The organism is Pseudomonas sp., from assembly GCF_036404235.1.
Lineage (GTDB): Bacteria > Pseudomonadota > Gammaproteobacteria > Pseudomonadales > Pseudomonadaceae > Aquipseudomonas.
This window is the reverse complement of sequence record NZ_DASWOT010000173.1, coordinates 1-15,271: the sequence shown is the minus strand read 5'-3', so window position 1 is coordinate 15,271 and position 15,271 is coordinate 1. Positions and strand designations below refer to the sequence as shown.

At 58.8% G+C, this 15,271-nt stretch carries 13 protein-coding genes; all 13 read right to left on the bottom strand.

Annotation, left to right across the window (positions count from 1 at the left end; genetic code table 11):
• Positions 1 to 116: 116 nt before the first annotated feature.
• Positions 117 to 1,574, bottom strand: a complete 1,458-nt coding sequence (gene nuoN, locus VGC62_RS21750) for an NADH-quinone oxidoreductase subunit NuoN (RefSeq protein ID WP_331189143.1) — start codon at positions 1,572 to 1,574, stop codon at positions 117 to 119.
• Positions 1,575 to 1,581: 7 nt separating this feature from the next.
• A complete protein-coding gene (gene nuoM / locus VGC62_RS21745; RefSeq protein ID WP_331189142.1) occupies positions 1,582 to 3,114 on the bottom strand; it encodes an NADH-quinone oxidoreductase subunit M in 1,533 nt (510 codons plus the stop codon).
• A gap of 39 nt (positions 3,115 to 3,153) precedes the next feature.
• Positions 3,154 to 5,001: an NADH-quinone oxidoreductase subunit L gene (gene nuoL, locus VGC62_RS21740; RefSeq protein WP_331189141.1), complete on the bottom strand. Its 1,848-nt coding sequence runs from the start codon at positions 4,999 to 5,001 to the stop codon at positions 3,154 to 3,156.
• Positions 4,998 to 5,306: an NADH-quinone oxidoreductase subunit NuoK gene (nuoK, locus tag VGC62_RS21735; protein WP_331189140.1), complete on the bottom strand. Its 309-nt coding sequence runs from the start codon at positions 5,304 to 5,306 to the stop codon at positions 4,998 to 5,000. The genes nuoL and nuoK overlap by 4 nt, the downstream gene beginning before the upstream one ends.
• The gene (nuoJ, locus tag VGC62_RS21730; RefSeq protein WP_331189139.1) at positions 5,303 to 5,806 is read right to left on the bottom strand and encodes an NADH-quinone oxidoreductase subunit J; all 504 of its coding nucleotides are present in this window, start codon (positions 5,804 to 5,806) and stop codon (positions 5,303 to 5,305) included. The genes nuoK and nuoJ overlap by 4 nt, the downstream gene beginning before the upstream one ends.
• A gap of 9 nt (positions 5,807 to 5,815) precedes the next feature.
• Positions 5,816 to 6,364, bottom strand: a complete 549-nt coding sequence (gene nuoI, locus VGC62_RS21725) for an NADH-quinone oxidoreductase subunit NuoI (RefSeq protein WP_331189138.1) — start codon at positions 6,362 to 6,364, stop codon at positions 5,816 to 5,818.
• A gap of 11 nt (positions 6,365 to 6,375) precedes the next feature.
• Positions 6,376 to 7,383 (bottom strand): NADH-quinone oxidoreductase subunit NuoH, encoded by a 1,008-nt coding sequence (gene nuoH, locus VGC62_RS21720; RefSeq protein ID WP_331189137.1) that lies wholly within the window; start codon positions 7,381 to 7,383, stop codon positions 6,376 to 6,378.
• Complete coding sequence (nuoG, locus tag VGC62_RS21715; protein ID WP_331189136.1) at positions 7,380 to 10,097, bottom strand: NADH-quinone oxidoreductase subunit NuoG; 2,718 nt, start codon at positions 10,095 to 10,097, stop codon at positions 7,380 to 7,382. The genes nuoH and nuoG overlap by 4 nt, the downstream gene beginning before the upstream one ends.
• Before the next feature lie 135 nt (positions 10,098 to 10,232).
• Positions 10,233 to 11,591, bottom strand: coding sequence for an NADH-quinone oxidoreductase subunit NuoF (nuoF, locus tag VGC62_RS21710; RefSeq protein WP_331189135.1), 1,359 nt, complete (start codon positions 11,589 to 11,591; stop codon positions 10,233 to 10,235).
• Complete coding sequence (gene nuoE / locus VGC62_RS21705) at positions 11,588 to 12,085, bottom strand: NADH-quinone oxidoreductase subunit NuoE (protein WP_331189134.1); 498 nt, start codon at positions 12,083 to 12,085, stop codon at positions 11,588 to 11,590. The genes nuoF and nuoE overlap by 4 nt, the downstream gene beginning before the upstream one ends.
• Before the next feature lie 2 nt (positions 12,086 to 12,087).
• Positions 12,088 to 13,869, bottom strand: coding sequence for an NADH-quinone oxidoreductase subunit C/D (gene nuoC / locus VGC62_RS21700; RefSeq protein WP_331189133.1), 1,782 nt, complete (start codon positions 13,867 to 13,869; stop codon positions 12,088 to 12,090).
• 72 nt (positions 13,870 to 13,941) lie between these two features.
• Positions 13,942 to 14,616: a NuoB/complex I 20 kDa subunit family protein gene (locus tag VGC62_RS21695; RefSeq protein ID WP_093421209.1), complete on the bottom strand. Its 675-nt coding sequence runs from the start codon at positions 14,614 to 14,616 to the stop codon at positions 13,942 to 13,944.
• A 10-nt stretch (positions 14,617 to 14,626) separates the two neighbouring features.
• Positions 14,627 to 15,040 (bottom strand): NADH-quinone oxidoreductase subunit A, encoded by a 414-nt coding sequence (locus VGC62_RS21690; RefSeq protein ID WP_331189132.1) that lies wholly within the window; start codon positions 15,038 to 15,040, stop codon positions 14,627 to 14,629.
• Positions 15,041 to 15,271: the final 231 nt, after the last annotated feature.

Sequence of the window (15,271 nt, the reverse complement as noted above, 5' to 3'; positions counted from 1 at the left end):
AACCGGCTTAGCCGCCTGACCTGAACCGCCGTATACGGATCCGTACGTACGGTGGTGTGAGAGGACGGCGGATGTAAATCCGCCTCCTACTCGATACCATTACTTCAAGCCAAACCTTACAGCCCCGCGTGTTGCGCCAGGGTCAGTAGCGGTTGTGGATAAACGCCCAGGAAGAACGCCAGCAGCGAGATACCCAACAGCATCACGCCGCCTGCGCGTTGTGCCCAGTTGAACGGGGCATCTTTGCGTTGGATCTTCGAGTCCAGCAGATACAGCGTGACCATGACCCGCAGATAGTAGAAGACACCGATAGCGCTACCAACCACCAGCGAGCCGGTCAGCCACCACAGGTGCGACTCGACGCCGGTGGCGATGATGTAGAACTTGCCGATGAAGCCCGCCGTCAGCGGAATACCGGCCAGCGACAGCATCATCACGGTCAGTACCGCCGTCAGGTATGGACGGCGCCAGAAAAGCCCCCGGTATTCGAACAACGCATCAGCATCGCGGCCACTGTAAGGCGACGACATCAGGGTGATTACGCCGAACGCACCCAGGCTTGTCAGCACGTAGGTCACCAGGTAAACGTTGATGGCTTCAACCGCCATACCTTTACTGGCAACCATCGCGATCATCAGGTAACCGAAGTGGGCGATGGATGAGTAACCCAGCAGGCGCTTGAGGTTGGTCTGCGTCAGGGCCAACAAGTTACCGATCAGGATCGAAGCAACCGCAATCACCGCCATCACATCGCTGAGCACGCCACTGCTGGCGACCGGCGAGACCTGGAACAGACGCACCATGACCGCGAACACTGCCACCTTGCTTGCCGTGGCGAGGAATGCCGCCACGGGCGCCGGGGCGCCTTCATACACATCCGGCGTCCAGAGGTGGAAAGGCACGAGTGACAGCTTGAAGCCCAGCCCCACCAGCATCATGCCCAGCCCCAACACAGCGATTGGGCTCGGCATGCCAGTGGCTTCGATGGCTTTGCCAATACCGGAGAAGCTCAGTGTGCCCGCTTCGGCGTACAGCAGTGCCATGCCGAACAATAGGAACGCCGAGCCTGCTGCCGACAGCACCATGTACTTGATGCCACCTTCCAGCGAGCGCTTGTTGAAGAAGGCGTACGCCACCAGACCATAAACCGGCACAGACAGTAGTTCCAGACCGATGAACAAGCCGGCCAAGTGCTGTGCTGCGACCAGAACCATACCGCCAGCCGCGGCCATCAGGATCAGCAGGTAAAGCTCTTCGCGGTTGCCCGGATAACCCACCTTGCCCTCGCCCAGATAAGCGTGAGCCAACGTGACGCAAGCCAACGTCGAGACCAGGATGATCGCCATGTACAAGCAAGCGAATGCGTCGATCTGCAGCAGGGGCGTCACCACCAGCGGCGCGACCTTGAGGGCCGGATAGATCGACAGCAAGGCCAGGTTGAGTCCTGCCACTGTCAGCAGGAATGATTGCGAATGATTGCGACGCCATGCGATCCCGAGCATCACCACAACAATGGTGAGGCTGGTGATCAGCAGCGGTGCCAGCGCAATAAAGTGTTGAATCGTCAGGTCCATAGCGCTCTTACCGGGCCGAAGCGAGTTGAGTGAAGGCGGTGCCGAGCCATTGCTGCACGCCGTGCATGGTCGCGGCGGACGTATCAAGGATCGGCTGCGGGTAAATCCCGAGCACCACCAGCAACACGGCCACGCCGAGGACCATCATCAATTCCCGTCCATCCATACCCTTCAAAATTTCATCCGTTTTGGAGGGACCGAAGTAGGCACGGTGAATCATGATCAGCGAGTAGACAGAACCGAACACCAGACCAGAAGTCGCGATTGCCGTGATCCACGGTGCGCTGGCAAAGGTCCCGATCAGGATCAGGAACTCGCCGACGAAGTTACCAGTGCCTGGCAGGCCGAGCGATGCCGCCGCGAAGAACAGACTGACCGCAGGCAGGTAGGCGATTTTGTTCCAAAGACCGCCCATCTTGCGCATGTCCCGGGTATGCAGACGCTCGTACAACTGACCGCTCAGGATAAACAGTGCAGCGGCCGACAAACCGTGAGCGATCATCTGTACCACTGCACCTTGCAGCGCTTGCTGGCTGCCGGAGTAGATGCCGATCAACACGAAGCCCATGTGCGAGACGCTGGAGAACGCAATCAGACGCTTGATGTCGGTTTGTGCGAACGCCAGGAAGGCACCATAGAAAATCCCGATCAAACCGAGGACCATCGCGATGGGTGCAAACTCTGCCGACGCGTTGGGGAACAACGGCAGCGCGAAGCGCAACAGGCCGTAAGCAGCGGTTTTCAGCAAGATACCGGCCAGGTCGACTGAACCTGCGGTAGGCGCCTGGGCGTGAGCATCCGGCAACCAGGAGTGCAGCGGGACGACCGGCAGCTTCACCGCGAAAGCGATGAAAAAGCCCAGCATCAGGATGTACTCGGTGCCGTGGGACAGTTTGGTTTTCAGCAGGTCGGCATAGCTGAAGGTGATCACGCCGGTCTGGTTAAAGTTCACCAGCACCAGACCAAGGATCGCCACCAGCATGATCAGGCCGCTGGCCTGGGTGAAGATGAAGAACTTGGTCGCTGCGTAAATCCGGGTCTTTTTGCCATCTGATGAGCTGTGACCCCAGAGCGCGATGAGAAAATACATCGGCACTAGCATCATTTCCCAGAAGAAGAAGAACATGAACAGGTCGATGGCGAGGAACACGCCAACCACACCGCCCAGAATCCACATCAGGTTGAGGTGGAAGAAGCCAACGTTACGCTGGATTTCCTTCCACGAGCAGAGTACCGAGAGGATACCCAGCAGGCCTGTCAGCAGGATCATCAGCAACGACAGGCCATCGAGCGCCAGGTGAACGCTGATACCGAAGCGTTCGATCCACTGGTGCTTGAACTCAAGGGCCCAGGTCGGATCGGCGCCTGGCGCGGGGGCGTAGCTGTAGTTGCCAGCGCTCCACAACCAGAGGCCCAAAGCCATTTCGAGGGACATGGTCAACAGCGCAATCCAGCGTGGCAGGGTAGGGCCGAAGCGCTCACCTTGCCAGCACAGCAGGCCGCCGATAAAGGGGATCAGGATTAGCCAAGGCAGAATCATGACGGGCTCAATTCCTTTCGCAAATTCGCAAGGTTCATGTCAGACCAACACAATCGCGCCGAGTACCAGTACGGCACCTGCGGCGATTGAAGCGGCGTACCAACGTAGCTGGCCGGTCTCGGAGCGGCTCATCAGAACGTGCCCGCCTTTGACCAGACGCGGGATCAAACCGATGGTGTGATCGAGCGGGTCGCTGCGCAGCAGGTGACTGATTGCCAGATAAGGTTTGACGAACAGCTTGTCGTACACCCAGTCAAAGCCCCATGCCGCAAACCACCAGGCCGAGAGGAAACGACCCGGACCACTGTTGGCGATGGCCGTAACGAAGCGGCGCTTGCCGAGGAACAGCAGCGCCGCCAGCAGGATGCCGGACAGGGCAATGGCGCCCGAGGCGATTTCCAGGCCGTGTTTGGCTTCGCCGCCCGCATGCCCCGCACTTTCTGGCAACACGCCAGCCAGTGGTGGATGAATCCATGCGCCAATGAAGGTCGACAGTACGATCAGCACACCCAGTGGCAGCCAATGGGCAATCCCGTGGCCGGCATGGGCCTGGGTCTTGGCTTCACCGTGAAAGGTGATGAAGATCAGGCGGAAGGTGTACAGCGAGGTCATGAATGCGCCGAGCAGACCTGCGTACAGCAGATACTGATGGCCGCTGGCAAAGGCTTCCCAGAGGATTTCGTCCTTGGAGTAGAAGCCAGCCGTCAGCAGTGGCAGGGCAGACAGTGCCGCACCGCCGACAATGAAGCTGGCATACGCCAACGGCAGTTTCTTCCACAGGCCGCCCATCTTGAAGATGTTCTGCTCATGGTGGCAGGCAACGATCACAGCACCGGAAGCAAGGAATAACAGGGCCTTGAAGAATGCGTGGGTCATCAGGTGGAAGATCGCGCCGTCCCATGCTCCCACACCCAACGCCAGGAACATGTAGCCGATCTGGCTCATGGTCGAGTAGGCGAGGATACGTTTGATGTCGGTTTGAACCAGAGCCGCGAAACCTGCCAGTACCAACGTCACACCACCGACGATACCGACCAGGTGCAGGATATCCGGCGCCAGGAGGAACAGACCATGGGTTCGGGCGATCAAGTAGACGCCGGCAGTTACCATCGTTGCGGCGTGGATCAGTGCCGAAACGGGAGTAGGCCCCGCCATTGCGTCTGCCAGCCAGGTTTGCAGAGGCAACTGCGCCGATTTACCGACAGCGCCGCCCAGCAGCATCAACGTTGCCAGCACAATCCAGAAGTCGCCGACCTTGAAGTGTTCAGGCGCACGCACCAGCAACTCCTGGATGTTTAGCGTGCCCAGTTGCTGGAACAGGATGAACAGGCCGATGGCCATGAATACGTCGCCGATACGCGTGACGATGAAGGCTTTCAGTGCGGCGTTGCCGTTGTTGCGGTTGCTGTAGTAGAAACCGATCAACAGATAGCTGCACAGGCCCACGCCTTCCCAACCAAAGTATAGGAACAACAGGTTATCGCCCAGGATCAGGAACAGCATGCTGGCGATAAACAGGTTGGTGTAGGCGAAGAAGCGTGAGTAGCCGTCTTCACCGCGCATGTACCAAGACGCAAACAGGTGGATCAGAAAGCCGACACCGACCACGACGCCCAGCATGGTGATGGACAGGCCATCGACATACAGCGCGAAGTTAGGCTCGAAACCGTCCACCGATATCCAGCGCCACAGCACCATGGTCAGGTGACCGCCTTCCGGTGGCGACACATTGAATTGCCAGATCACATAAGCTGCGACGATGGCTGACAGGCCGATTGAGCCTACGCCAATCAGGGCAGAAAGGTTTTCCGAGAACCTGCCACGTGAAAACGACAGCAGCAGAAAACCGATCAGAGGGAATACGAAAGTCAGAAAGAGTAGGTTCATCCGCGCATCTCGCTGGCAGCGTCGATATCGAGCGTGTGGAAACGGCGATACAGCTGCAGCAGGATTGCCAGACCAATACTGGCCTCGGCGGCTGCAAGGCTGATCACCAGGATGAACATGATCTGGCCGTCAGGCTGCGCCCAGCGACTACCCGCCACGACGAAGGCCAATGCGGCAGAGTTCATCATTATTTCCAGGCTCATCAACACGAAAAGAATGTTGCGGCGTACCAAAAGGCCCGCCAGGCCGAGGCAGAACAGGATGCCGGCGACTGCCAGACCATGCTCCAAAGGGATTGCACTCATGGTTTGACTTCCTCGTTGCGGCCCAGGTGGAACGCCGTGACCGCTGCGGCTAGCAGCAGCATCGAGGCGAGTTCGACCACCAACAGATAAGGGCCAAACAGGCTAATGCCGACTGCCTTGGCGTCCACAGTGGTATGGCCGATGGAGGCGCCCGTGGAGTTGGCGAACAGCGTGTAAAGCAGTTCAGCCAGCAGCAGGCCACCCAGCAGGATCGGGCCGAGCCAGATGCCGGGCTTGAGCCAGACGCGCTCTTGCTGAACCGAGGCCGGGCCCAGGTTCAGCATCATCACCACGAACACGAACAGCACCATGATGGCGCCCGCATAGGCGATGACTTCCAGCACACCGGCAAACGGCGCACCAAGGGCGAAGAAGGTCATGGCCACGGCGATCAGCGAAATGATCAGGTAGAGCAGGGCATGCACCGGGTTCGTGTTAGTGATCACCCGCAGGGTGGCCAAAACAGCGATACCGGATGCGAAATAGAAAGCGAATTCCATCTTTCTTCCTTAAGGCAGCAAGCTCTTGACGTTGATCGGTTGGGCTTCGTTCTGTGCAGAGCCTTTAGGCTTGCCAGCGATCGCCATACCTGCAACGCGATAGAAGTTGTAATCAGGGTTCTTGCCGGGGCCGGAGATCAGTAGATCTTCCTTCTCGTACACCAGATCCTGACGTTTGAACTCGGCCATCTCGAAATCCGGTGTCAGCTGGATTGCCGTGGTCGGGCAAGCTTCCTCGCAGAGGCCGCAGAAGATGCAACGCGAGAAGTTGATGCGGAAGAAGTCCGGGTACCAGCGACCGTCTTCGGTTTCGGCTTTTTGCAGCGAGATGCAACCGACCGGGCAGGCCACGGCGCACAGGTTGCAGGCTACGCAGCGCTCTTCGCCATCAGGGTCGCGGGTCAGAACGATACGACCCCGGTAGCGAGGTGGCAGATAGACCGCTTCTTCTGGATATTGCAGGGTGTCGCGCTTGCGAAAGCCATGGCCGAAGACCATCACCAGGCTACGCAACTGGGTACCCGTACCCTTAACGATGTCGCCAATATATTTGAACATGGGTCAAATCCTCACTGAACCGAGCCCGCTGGCGTGTTCAACAACACGATCGCAGCGGTCACCAGCAGATTGATCAAGGTCAGCGGCAGGCAGAACTTCCAGCTGAAATCCATCACCTGGTCGTAACGCGGGCGAGGGATAGAGGCTCGCAGCAGTACGAACAGCATGATGAAGAACGCGGTTTTCAGAACGAACCACATGAACGACAGCTGCGGCAGGATGTTGAACGGGCCGTGCCAACCACCGAAGAACAGGGTCACCAACAGTGCCGAGATCAGGACGATGCCGATGTACTCACCGACGAAGAACATGCCCCATTTCATGCCGGCGTATTCAATGTGGTAACCGTCAGCCAGTTCCTGTTCCGCTTCCGGCTGGTCGAACGGGTGACGGTGAGTCACGGCGACGCCAGCGATGAAAAAGGTACAGAAGCCGAAGAACTGCGGAATGATGAACCACAGGTTGTTCGCCTGATAGGCAACGATGTCACCCATGTTGAACGAACCTGCCTGAACCACGATGCCCATCAACGACAGGCCCATGAACACTTCGTATGACACTGTTTGCGCCGAGGCCCGCAAGCTGCCCAACAGGGCGAACTTGTTATTACTGGACCAGCCGGCGAACAACACGGCATACACCGACAGACCGGCCATGGCGAAGAAGAACAGCAGGCCGATGTTCAGGTCGGCGACCACCCAGGTCTGGGTGACCGGAATGATCGAGAACGAGATCAGCAAGGCGCTCATCGCGACCACCGGCGCCAGGGTGAAGATCACCTTGTCAACGAAGGGCGGGGTCCAGTCTTCCTTGAAAAACATCTTCAGCATGTCTGCGGCAATCTGGAACATGCCGAACGGGCCGACGCGGTTTGGACCGTAACGGTCTTGCCACCAGCCCAGCAGACGACGTTCGACGAAGCTGAGCAGGGCGCCGCAGACCACTACGGCAAGCAGGATCACAATGGCCTTGAGGACCGCGATGATCGAGTCGATCACTTCAGGGGTGAACCACGTCATTGCGCTGCCTCCTGCAAGCCTTCAACGGTTTTGCCGAACAATGCCGGAGGAATGCCCGCCAGACCTGATGGCAGTGCTACCAGACCTGCCCCCAGCTCTTCGTTTATGCGCAGCGGCAGACGCAAGGTCTGGCCAGCAACGTTCAGGCTGAGCAGAGCACCGTCATTGACACCCAGGCGGTCGGCCTCGGACTTGGCCAGTGCGACGTAGGCTTGTGGGATTCGTTCCTGCACCGGTGCAGCTTTCGAGGAGTTTTCCTCGCTGCCGAACAAGTGATAGAACGGCACCACTTGCCAGGTCCCGCGAGCTGGGGAGAAGGCCGCCGGGATGCTGGCGAACCAGCTCAGGTGGTCGCCAATGCTTTCGATCAGGCGCACGCCCGGATCGCCAGCACGCAGGTGACCACCGACTTCGTCCTGGAATTTGTTCCACGCTTGTGGTGAGTTCCAGCCTGGCGACCAGGCAAATGGCACTTGCTGACGCGGCTCGACGGAGCCCGAGTAACCTTCCATGGAGAAGGAGAACGCGGAATCGATGTCTTGTGAAGTGCGCGGTTCATGCACGCTGATGTTGGCGCGCATGGCCGTCCGGCCGCTGTAACGCAGCGGTTCGCGAGCCAGTTTCAAGCCCTTGATACGGAACGAAGCAGAAGGCGCCGCGTTGACAATGCCCGCCAGTTGCGGGGTGCTTTTGGCGACGGCCTCTGTCACATGGTCAAGTTGGGTCCAGTCAACTGGCTGATTCAGCAGGGTCGCGCGCAGGGCATGCAGCCAGCGCCAGCCTTCGTGAATCCGGATGCTGGCATCCAGGTAAGTCGGGTCATACACCTGGAAGAAGCGCTGGGCGCGGCCTTCCTGGCTGACCAGCGTACCGTCGCCTTCAGCGAAGCTTGCAGCCGGCAGTACCAGATCGGCACGATCAGAGGTCGCCGTCTTCTGGTGGTCTGCGACGATCACCACTTTCGCAGCGTTTAGCGCAGCGTCTACGGTGGCCGAATCGACACGGGTGAACAGATCGTTTTCCAGCACGACGATGGCGTCGGCCTTGCCCGAAATCACCGCTTGGAGCGCGTCATCCAACGACTCGCCACCGAACAGGGCCAGGCCCATGCTGTTGGCTTCCGGCACAATCAGGCTCAGTGAGCCTTGCTTGTCACGCAGTTTCAGGGCCTTGGCGATGTTTGCCGCGGCTTCGATCAACGCGTTGGAACCCAGCGAGCTGCCGGAGATAATCAACGGACGCTTGGCTGCGAGTAGGGCAGCGGCAATACGCTGGGCCAGTTCAAGGGCTTCGCTGTCCAGGCCCACCACGGCAGGCGCGCTTGGGTCGATGGCATGAGCCACGGCGAAACCGATGCGCGCCAAGTCATCCGGTGCTGCGTGGACGCATTCTTCGGCGATGTCGTCGAGACGGGTTTCAGCCAAGCTGGCGATGAACAATGGGTTCATTGCGTGCTGACCGATGTTCTTCACAGCGGCGTCGAGCCAAGGCTGGACTTTCATGGCGGCGGCCATGTCCTCAGCCTTGTTCTTGACTAACTGACGCAAGCCTAGAGCCATGCGCGCAGCGGTCTGAGTAACGTCTTCACCCAGCACGAATACAGCGTCGTGTTCTTCGATTTCACGCAGGTTCGGGATCGGCAGCGGGCTGTCTTTCAAAACCTTGACGATCAGGCGCAGACGCTCCAGTTCACCGGCTTCGATACCCGAGTAAAAATGCTCGGCACCCACCAGTTCACGCAGGGCGAAGTTACTTTCCAGGCTGGCGCGCGGCGAACCGATACCGACGATATTGCGACCGCGCAGCAGCTCAGCGGCCTTGTCCAGTGCCGCGTCCAGGCCCAGCTTGACGTTGCCGGCTGCCAGCAGTGGCTGACGTGGGCGGTCTTTGCGGTTGACGTAGCCATAACCGAAACGGCCACGGTCACACAGGAAGTACTGATTGACCGAGCCGTTGTAGCGGTTTTCGATACGGCGGATTTCGCCATACCGCTCGCCGGGGCTGATGTTGCAACCGCTGGAACAGCCGTGGCAGATGCTCGGCGAGAATTGCATGTCCCATTTACGGTTGTAACGTTCGGAGTGTGTCTTGTCGGTGAACACACCGGTCGGGCAGACCTCGGTGAGGTTGCCGGAGAACTCGCTTTCCAGTGCGCCATCTTCAACGCGACCGAAGTACACGTTGTCATGGGCGCCGAACACGCCAAGGTCGGTGCCGCCCGCGTAGTCCTTATAGAAGCGTACGCAGCGATAGCAGGCGATGCAGCGGTTCATCTCGTGAGCGATGAACGGGCCGAGTTCCTGATTCTGGTGGGTACGCTTGGTGAAACGATAACGGCGCTCGTTGTGGCCAGTCATCACCGTCATGTCTTGCAGGTGGCAGTGACCGCCTTCCTCGCAGACCGGGCAGTCGTGCGGGTGGTTGGTCATCAACCATTCGACGACGCTGGCGCGAAACACTTTCGCTTCTTCGTCTTCGATGGAGATCCAGCTGCCGTCGCTGGCAGGGGTCATGCAAGACATGACGATACGACCTCGGGTGTCGTTTTCGTCGGTGTACTGCTTGACCGCACATTGGCGACAAGCGCCAACGCTGCCAAGTGCTGGGTGCCAGCAGAAATAAGGGATGTCGAGGCCCAGCGACAGACATGCCTGTAACAGGTTGTCTGCGCCATCGACTTCGAGCGCTTTGCCGTCTACGTGGATAGTAGCCATGGTTCAAAGGTCTTCGTTGGCCCGGTGTCAGCGGGCGTGGCTAATGGAATCTCGGTGCTAGCCGACTCAAACAGCCTCGCGGCGCAGTCGGATATAAGGAAGGCGGCCTTGTGAGCCACCGACCGGTCTGTCTTGTTATGCGCCGACCACCGTCGGCGTCACGACCTGATTGAGGCCGCCTGCACGCGCCGGTGCGATGCCTGCCTCGAATTCCGGCCTGAAGTACTTAATCGCGCTGCCCAGCGGCTCCACGGCGCCAGGTGCGTGGGCGCAGAAGGTTTTGCCGGGGCCGAGGAAGTTGACCAACCCCAGCAGCGTCTCGATATCGCCCGGTTGACCCTGGCCTTTCTCGAGGGCACGTAGCATCTTCACACTCCACGGCAGACCATCGCGGCAAGGGGTGCAGAAACCGCACGACTCCTGAGCGAAGAACTCCTCCATGTTGCGTAGCAGCGAAACCATATTGACCTTGTCGTCGACGGCCATCGCCAGCCCTGTGCCCATGCGAGTGCCAACTTTGGCGACACCACCGGCATAGAACAGGCAGTCCAGATGCTCAGGCAGGAGGAAGCCCGTACCGGCGCCGCCTGGCTGCCAGCACTTGAGCTTGTAACCGTCGCGCATGCCACCGGCGTAGTCTTCAAACAACTCACGAGCGGGCAGGCCGAACGGCAGCTCCCAGATACCTGGGTTTTTCACTTTGCCGGAGAAGCCCATCAGCTTGGTGCCGTGATCTTCGCTGCCTTCACGGGCCAGCGACTTGTACCAGTCGTTGCCGTTGTTGACGATGGCCGGGACGTTGCACAGGGTTTCGACGTTGTTCACGCAGGTCGGCTTGCCCCATACGCCAACAGCGGCCGGGAAGGGCGGTTTGGAGCGCGGGTTGGCGCGACGGCCTTCCAGGGAGTTGATCAGCGCGGTTTCTTCACCGCAGATGTAACGCCCGGCGCCGGTGTGGACGAACAGCTCGAAGTCGAAACCGGTGCCCAGAATATTCTTGCCCAAAAGACCTGCGGCCTTGGCTTCGGCGACTGCGCGGTTCAAGTGCTTGGCCGCAGTCACGTACTCGCCACGCAGGAAGATATAACCGCGGTAAGCCTTGAGCGCGCGCGCACTGATCAGCATGCCCTCAACCAGTAGATGGGGCAGTTGCTCCATCAGCATGCGGTCTTTCCACGTGTTGGGCTCCATCTCATCCGCGTTGCACAGCAGGTAGCGGATGTTGAGGGATTCATCTTTGGGCATCAGGCCCCACTTCACGCCAGTGGGAAAGCCCGCACCTCCACGGCCCTTGAGGCCGGAATCTTTGACGGCCTGGACGATCTCGTCGGGAGACTGCTGGGCAAACGCCTTGCGGGCTGCCGCGTAACCGTCTTTGGCCTGGTATTCATCGAGCCACACCGGCTCGCCGTCATCGCGCAAGCGCCAGGTCAGCGGATGGGTTTGCGGGGTGCGCGCGATCAGGTTGGCTGGGCCGAAGGAAGTAATGCTCATACGTAACCCTCCAGCAAGGTGGCAACGCCAGCTGGCTGTAGATTGCCGAAAGTATCGTCGTCGATCATGACCGCAGGCGCCTTGTCGCAGTTGCCCAGGCAGCAGGCAGGCAACAGGGTGAAGCGGCCGTCGGCAGTGGTTTGACCCAAGCCAATGCCCAGCTTGCTCTGAATTTCGCCAACGATGTCTTCGTGACCGGCGATGAAACAGACCATGCTGTTGCAGACACGGATGATGTGACGGCCGACCGGCTGACGGAAGATCTGGCTGTAGAATGTCGCCACGCCTTCAACGTCGCTGGCAGGGATGCCGAGGATTTCGCCGATGGCGTAAACCGCGCCATCAGGTACCCAGCCGCGTTCCTTCTGAACGATCTTCAGGGCTTCGATCGACGCCGCGCGCGGGTCTTCGTAGTGATGCAGTTCGTGCTCGATGGCCGAGCGCTCGGTTTCGCTCAAGGCGAAACGATCTGTCTGGATAAGCGTGCTATTCATGCTTAGCGGTCCACGTCAGCCATAACGAAGTCGATACTACCCAGGTACGCGATCAAGTCCGCGACCATGCTGCCTTTGATCACCGAAGGGATCTGTTGCAGATGCGGGAAGCTTGGAGTGCGGATCCGGGTACGGTAGCTCATGGTGCCGCCGTCGCTCGTCAGGTAATAACTGTTGATGCCCTTGGTCGCTTCGATCATCTGGAAGGATTCGTTGGCCGGCATGACCGGGCCCCACGAAACTTGCAGGAAGTGCGTGATCAAGGTCTCGATGTGCTGCAGCGTGCGCTCTTTGGGCGGCGGCGTAGTCAACGGGTGATCCGCCTTGTAAGGACCGGCCGGCATGTTGCGCATGCACTGATCGATGATCTTGATGCTCTGACGCATCTCTTCGACGCGCACGATGCAGCGATCATAGGCATCGCCATTCACCGCCAGTGGCACTTCGAACTCGAAGTTCTCGTAGCCCGAATACGGACGCGCCTTACGCAGATCGAAGTCGCAGCCGGTGGAGCGCAGACCGGCGCCAGTGACGCCCCATTCCAGCGCTTCCTTGGTGTTATACGCCGCAACGCCGATGGTCCGGCCTTTGAGGATGCTGTTGTCCAACGCCGCTTTTTGGTACTCGTCCAGGCGTTTTGGCAACCACTCGACAAAATCCTTGACCAGCTTTTCCCAGCCGCGCGGCAGGTCGTGAGCGACACCGCCGATCCGGTACCAGGCCGGATGCAGACGGAAACCAGTGATGGCTTCGATCACCGTGTAGGCTTTCTGCCGGTCGGTGAAGGTGAAGAACACCGGGGTCATGGCGCCGACGTCCTGGATGTAGGTTCCCAGGAACAGCAGGTGGCTAGTGATCCGGAAGAACTCGGCCATCATGATACGGATGGTGTCGACCTTGTCCGGCACCTTGATGCCCGCCAGCTTCTCCACCGCCAGCACATACGGCAGGTTGTTCATCACGCCACCGAGGTAATCGATACGGTCGGTGTACGGAATGAAGCTGTGCCAGGACTGACGCTCAGCCATCTTCTCGGCACCACGGTGGTGGTAGCCCACGTCCGGCACGCAGTCGACGATCTCTTCACCGTCCAACTGCAGCACAATACGGAACGCACCGTGAGCAGAAGGGTGGTTCGGCCCCAGGTTGAGGAACATGTAGTCTTCGTTGGTACCGGAACGTTTCATACCCCAGTCTTCGGGGCGAAAGCGCGCGGCTTCCTCTTCCAGTTGCTGCTTGGCCAAGGTCAGGCTGTACGGGTCGAACTCAGTGGCGCGCGCCGGGTAATCCTTGCGCAGCGGGTGACCTTCCCAGGTCGGCGGCATCATGATGCGGCTCAGGTGTGGATGGCCAGCAAAGTCGATGCCGAACATGTCCCACACTTCGCGCTCGTACCAGTTGGCATTCGGCCAGATGCTGGTAACGGTTGGCACGCTAAGGTCACCCTCGGACAATGCCACTTTGATCATGACGTCGCTGTTACGCTCCACCGACAGCAGGTGGTAGAACACCGTGAAGTCGGCGCCTGGCAAGCCACGGCGTTTGGTGCGAAGACGCTCGTCGACGCCGTGCAGGTCGTACAGCATCGAGTACGGCTTGGGCAGTTGGCGCAGGAAAGTCATGATTTCGAACAGTTTGGCGCGCGCGACCCACAGCACGGGCATGCCCGTGCGGGTTTCCTGAGCTGTGAACGCCTCGGCGCCAAAACGGTTATTCAGTTCAACGACGACGTCTTGGTCGTCAGCCTTGTAAGGCGGGATGTACAGAGCGGTGTCTGCAGTCATAGGTCTCGATCGCTATCGGTCAACGTACAGAATGAACCCAGGTCAGGTTTCTTTTTGTAAAAGAAAACTGGATCAGACTTCGTCGGGGCTGCGCAGGTTGGTGACTGCGATTCGCTGTTCGCGGCGCTGTTCCTTTTGCGACGGCATCTCGGCGCGATACACGCCTTGATCGCCGACGACCCAGGAAAGAGGGCGACGCTCCTGGCCGATGGATTCCTGCAACAGCATCAAGCCTTGCAGAAATGCTTCGGGGCGGGGCGGGCAGCCAGGCACGTAGACATCCACGGGGAGGAACTTGTCCACACCCTGGACTACTGAATAGATGTCGTACATGCCACCGGAGTTGGCGCACGAACCCATGGAAATAACCCATTTAGGTTCAAGCATTTGCTCGTAGAGGCGCTGGATGATAGGCGCCATCTTGATGAAGCAGGTACCGGCGATAACCATGAAATCCGCCTGACGCGGCGATGCCCGGATAACCTCGGCGCCAAAGCGCGCGATGTCATGGGGTGCCGTGAAGGCGGTGGTCATTTCCACGTAACAGCACGAAAGGCCGAAGTTGTACGGCCACAAGGAGTTTTTACGCCCCCAGTTGACCGCACCATTCAGCACGTCTTCGAGCTTGCCCATGTAAATGTTTTTGTGGACTTGATCTTCTAACGGATCAGAAACAGTTTCCCGTTCGCCGATGGGGTACTGCTCGTTAGGAGCATCCGGGTCGATCCTGGTGAGATTGTATTGCATTGCCAAAGCCTCATTGTTTTAGCTTCGCCTGCCGATTACGACGGCCAACAGGCGCCCAATCAAGAGCCCCCACACGCCATAGGTAGACAAGACCTGCCAACAGAATTGCTATGAAAACGAGAGCTTCGGCGAATCCGGTCCAGCCGCTTTCGCGGACGGACACAGACCAGGCAAAGAGAAAGAGGGCTTCAATGTCGAAGATCACGAAGAGCATCGCGACCAAATAGAATTTTGCGGAGAGACGCAAGCGGGCGCCACCTGTAGGCAGCATCCCGGATTCGAAAGGTTCGTTCTTGCTGCGGCCCCAGGCTTTGGAGCCCAAGAGGCTTGAGAGGCCGAGCATGAAGGCGCAGAGGCCGACAACACCCAAAAGGAAAATGGCGAAGCCCCAGTTGTGGGCAATCAAACCTGTCGATTCGGGCATGCTGGCAGTCCTTATCAGAGAGCAAAGGTCTCTGTGCTTGAATAGAGATTGGGCAGTGACGATATGTCGCAGTAAATCTATCTCGGCGATTTTATGTGCAAACAGAGAGCAAGTAAATTTTCTGCATCAAATTTATTCGTAAGATTAATGAGATATGTCACGGTTAAAGAGCCAGAGGCCCTGTATTACGGGGATTACGGCTGTTTTTGTTAATTATGTTTCACATAATGG

Coding starts and splice junctions, on each gene's coding strand:
- nuoN (WP_331189143.1), bottom strand. CDS start 1,574: ATGGACCTGACGATTCAACACTTTATTGCGCTGGCACCGCTGCTGATC.
- nuoM (WP_331189142.1), bottom strand. CDS start 3,114: ATGATTCTGCCTTGGCTAATCCTGATCCCCTTTATCGGCGGCCTGCTG.
- nuoL (WP_331189141.1), bottom strand. CDS start 5,001: ATGAACCTACTCTTTCTGACTTTCGTATTCCCTCTGATCGGTTTTCTG.
- nuoK (WP_331189140.1), bottom strand. CDS start 5,306: ATGAGTGCAATCCCTTTGGAGCATGGTCTGGCAGTCGCCGGCATCCTG.
- nuoJ (WP_331189139.1), bottom strand. CDS start 5,806: ATGGAATTCGCTTTCTATTTCGCATCCGGTATCGCTGTTTTGGCCACC.
- nuoI (WP_331189138.1), bottom strand. CDS start 6,364: ATGTTCAAATATATTGGCGACATCGTTAAGGGTACGGGTACCCAGTTG.
- nuoH (WP_331189137.1), bottom strand. CDS start 7,383: ATGACGTGGTTCACCCCTGAAGTGATCGACTCGATCATCGCGGTCCTC.
- nuoG (WP_331189136.1), bottom strand. CDS start 10,097: ATGGCTACTATCCACGTAGACGGCAAAGCGCTCGAAGTCGATGGCGCA.
- nuoF (WP_331189135.1), bottom strand. CDS start 11,591: ATGAGCATTACTTCCTTCGGCCCAGCCAACCTGATCGCGCGCACCCCG.
- nuoE (WP_331189134.1), bottom strand. CDS start 12,085: ATGAATAGCACGCTTATCCAGACAGATCGTTTCGCCTTGAGCGAAACC.
- nuoC (WP_331189133.1), bottom strand. CDS start 13,869: ATGACTGCAGACACCGCTCTGTACATCCCGCCTTACAAGGCTGACGAC.
- VGC62_RS21695 (WP_093421209.1), bottom strand. CDS start 14,616: ATGCAATACAATCTCACCAGGATCGACCCGGATGCTCCTAACGAGCAG.
- VGC62_RS21690 (WP_331189132.1), bottom strand. CDS start 15,040: ATGCCCGAATCGACAGGTTTGATTGCCCACAACTGGGGCTTCGCCATT.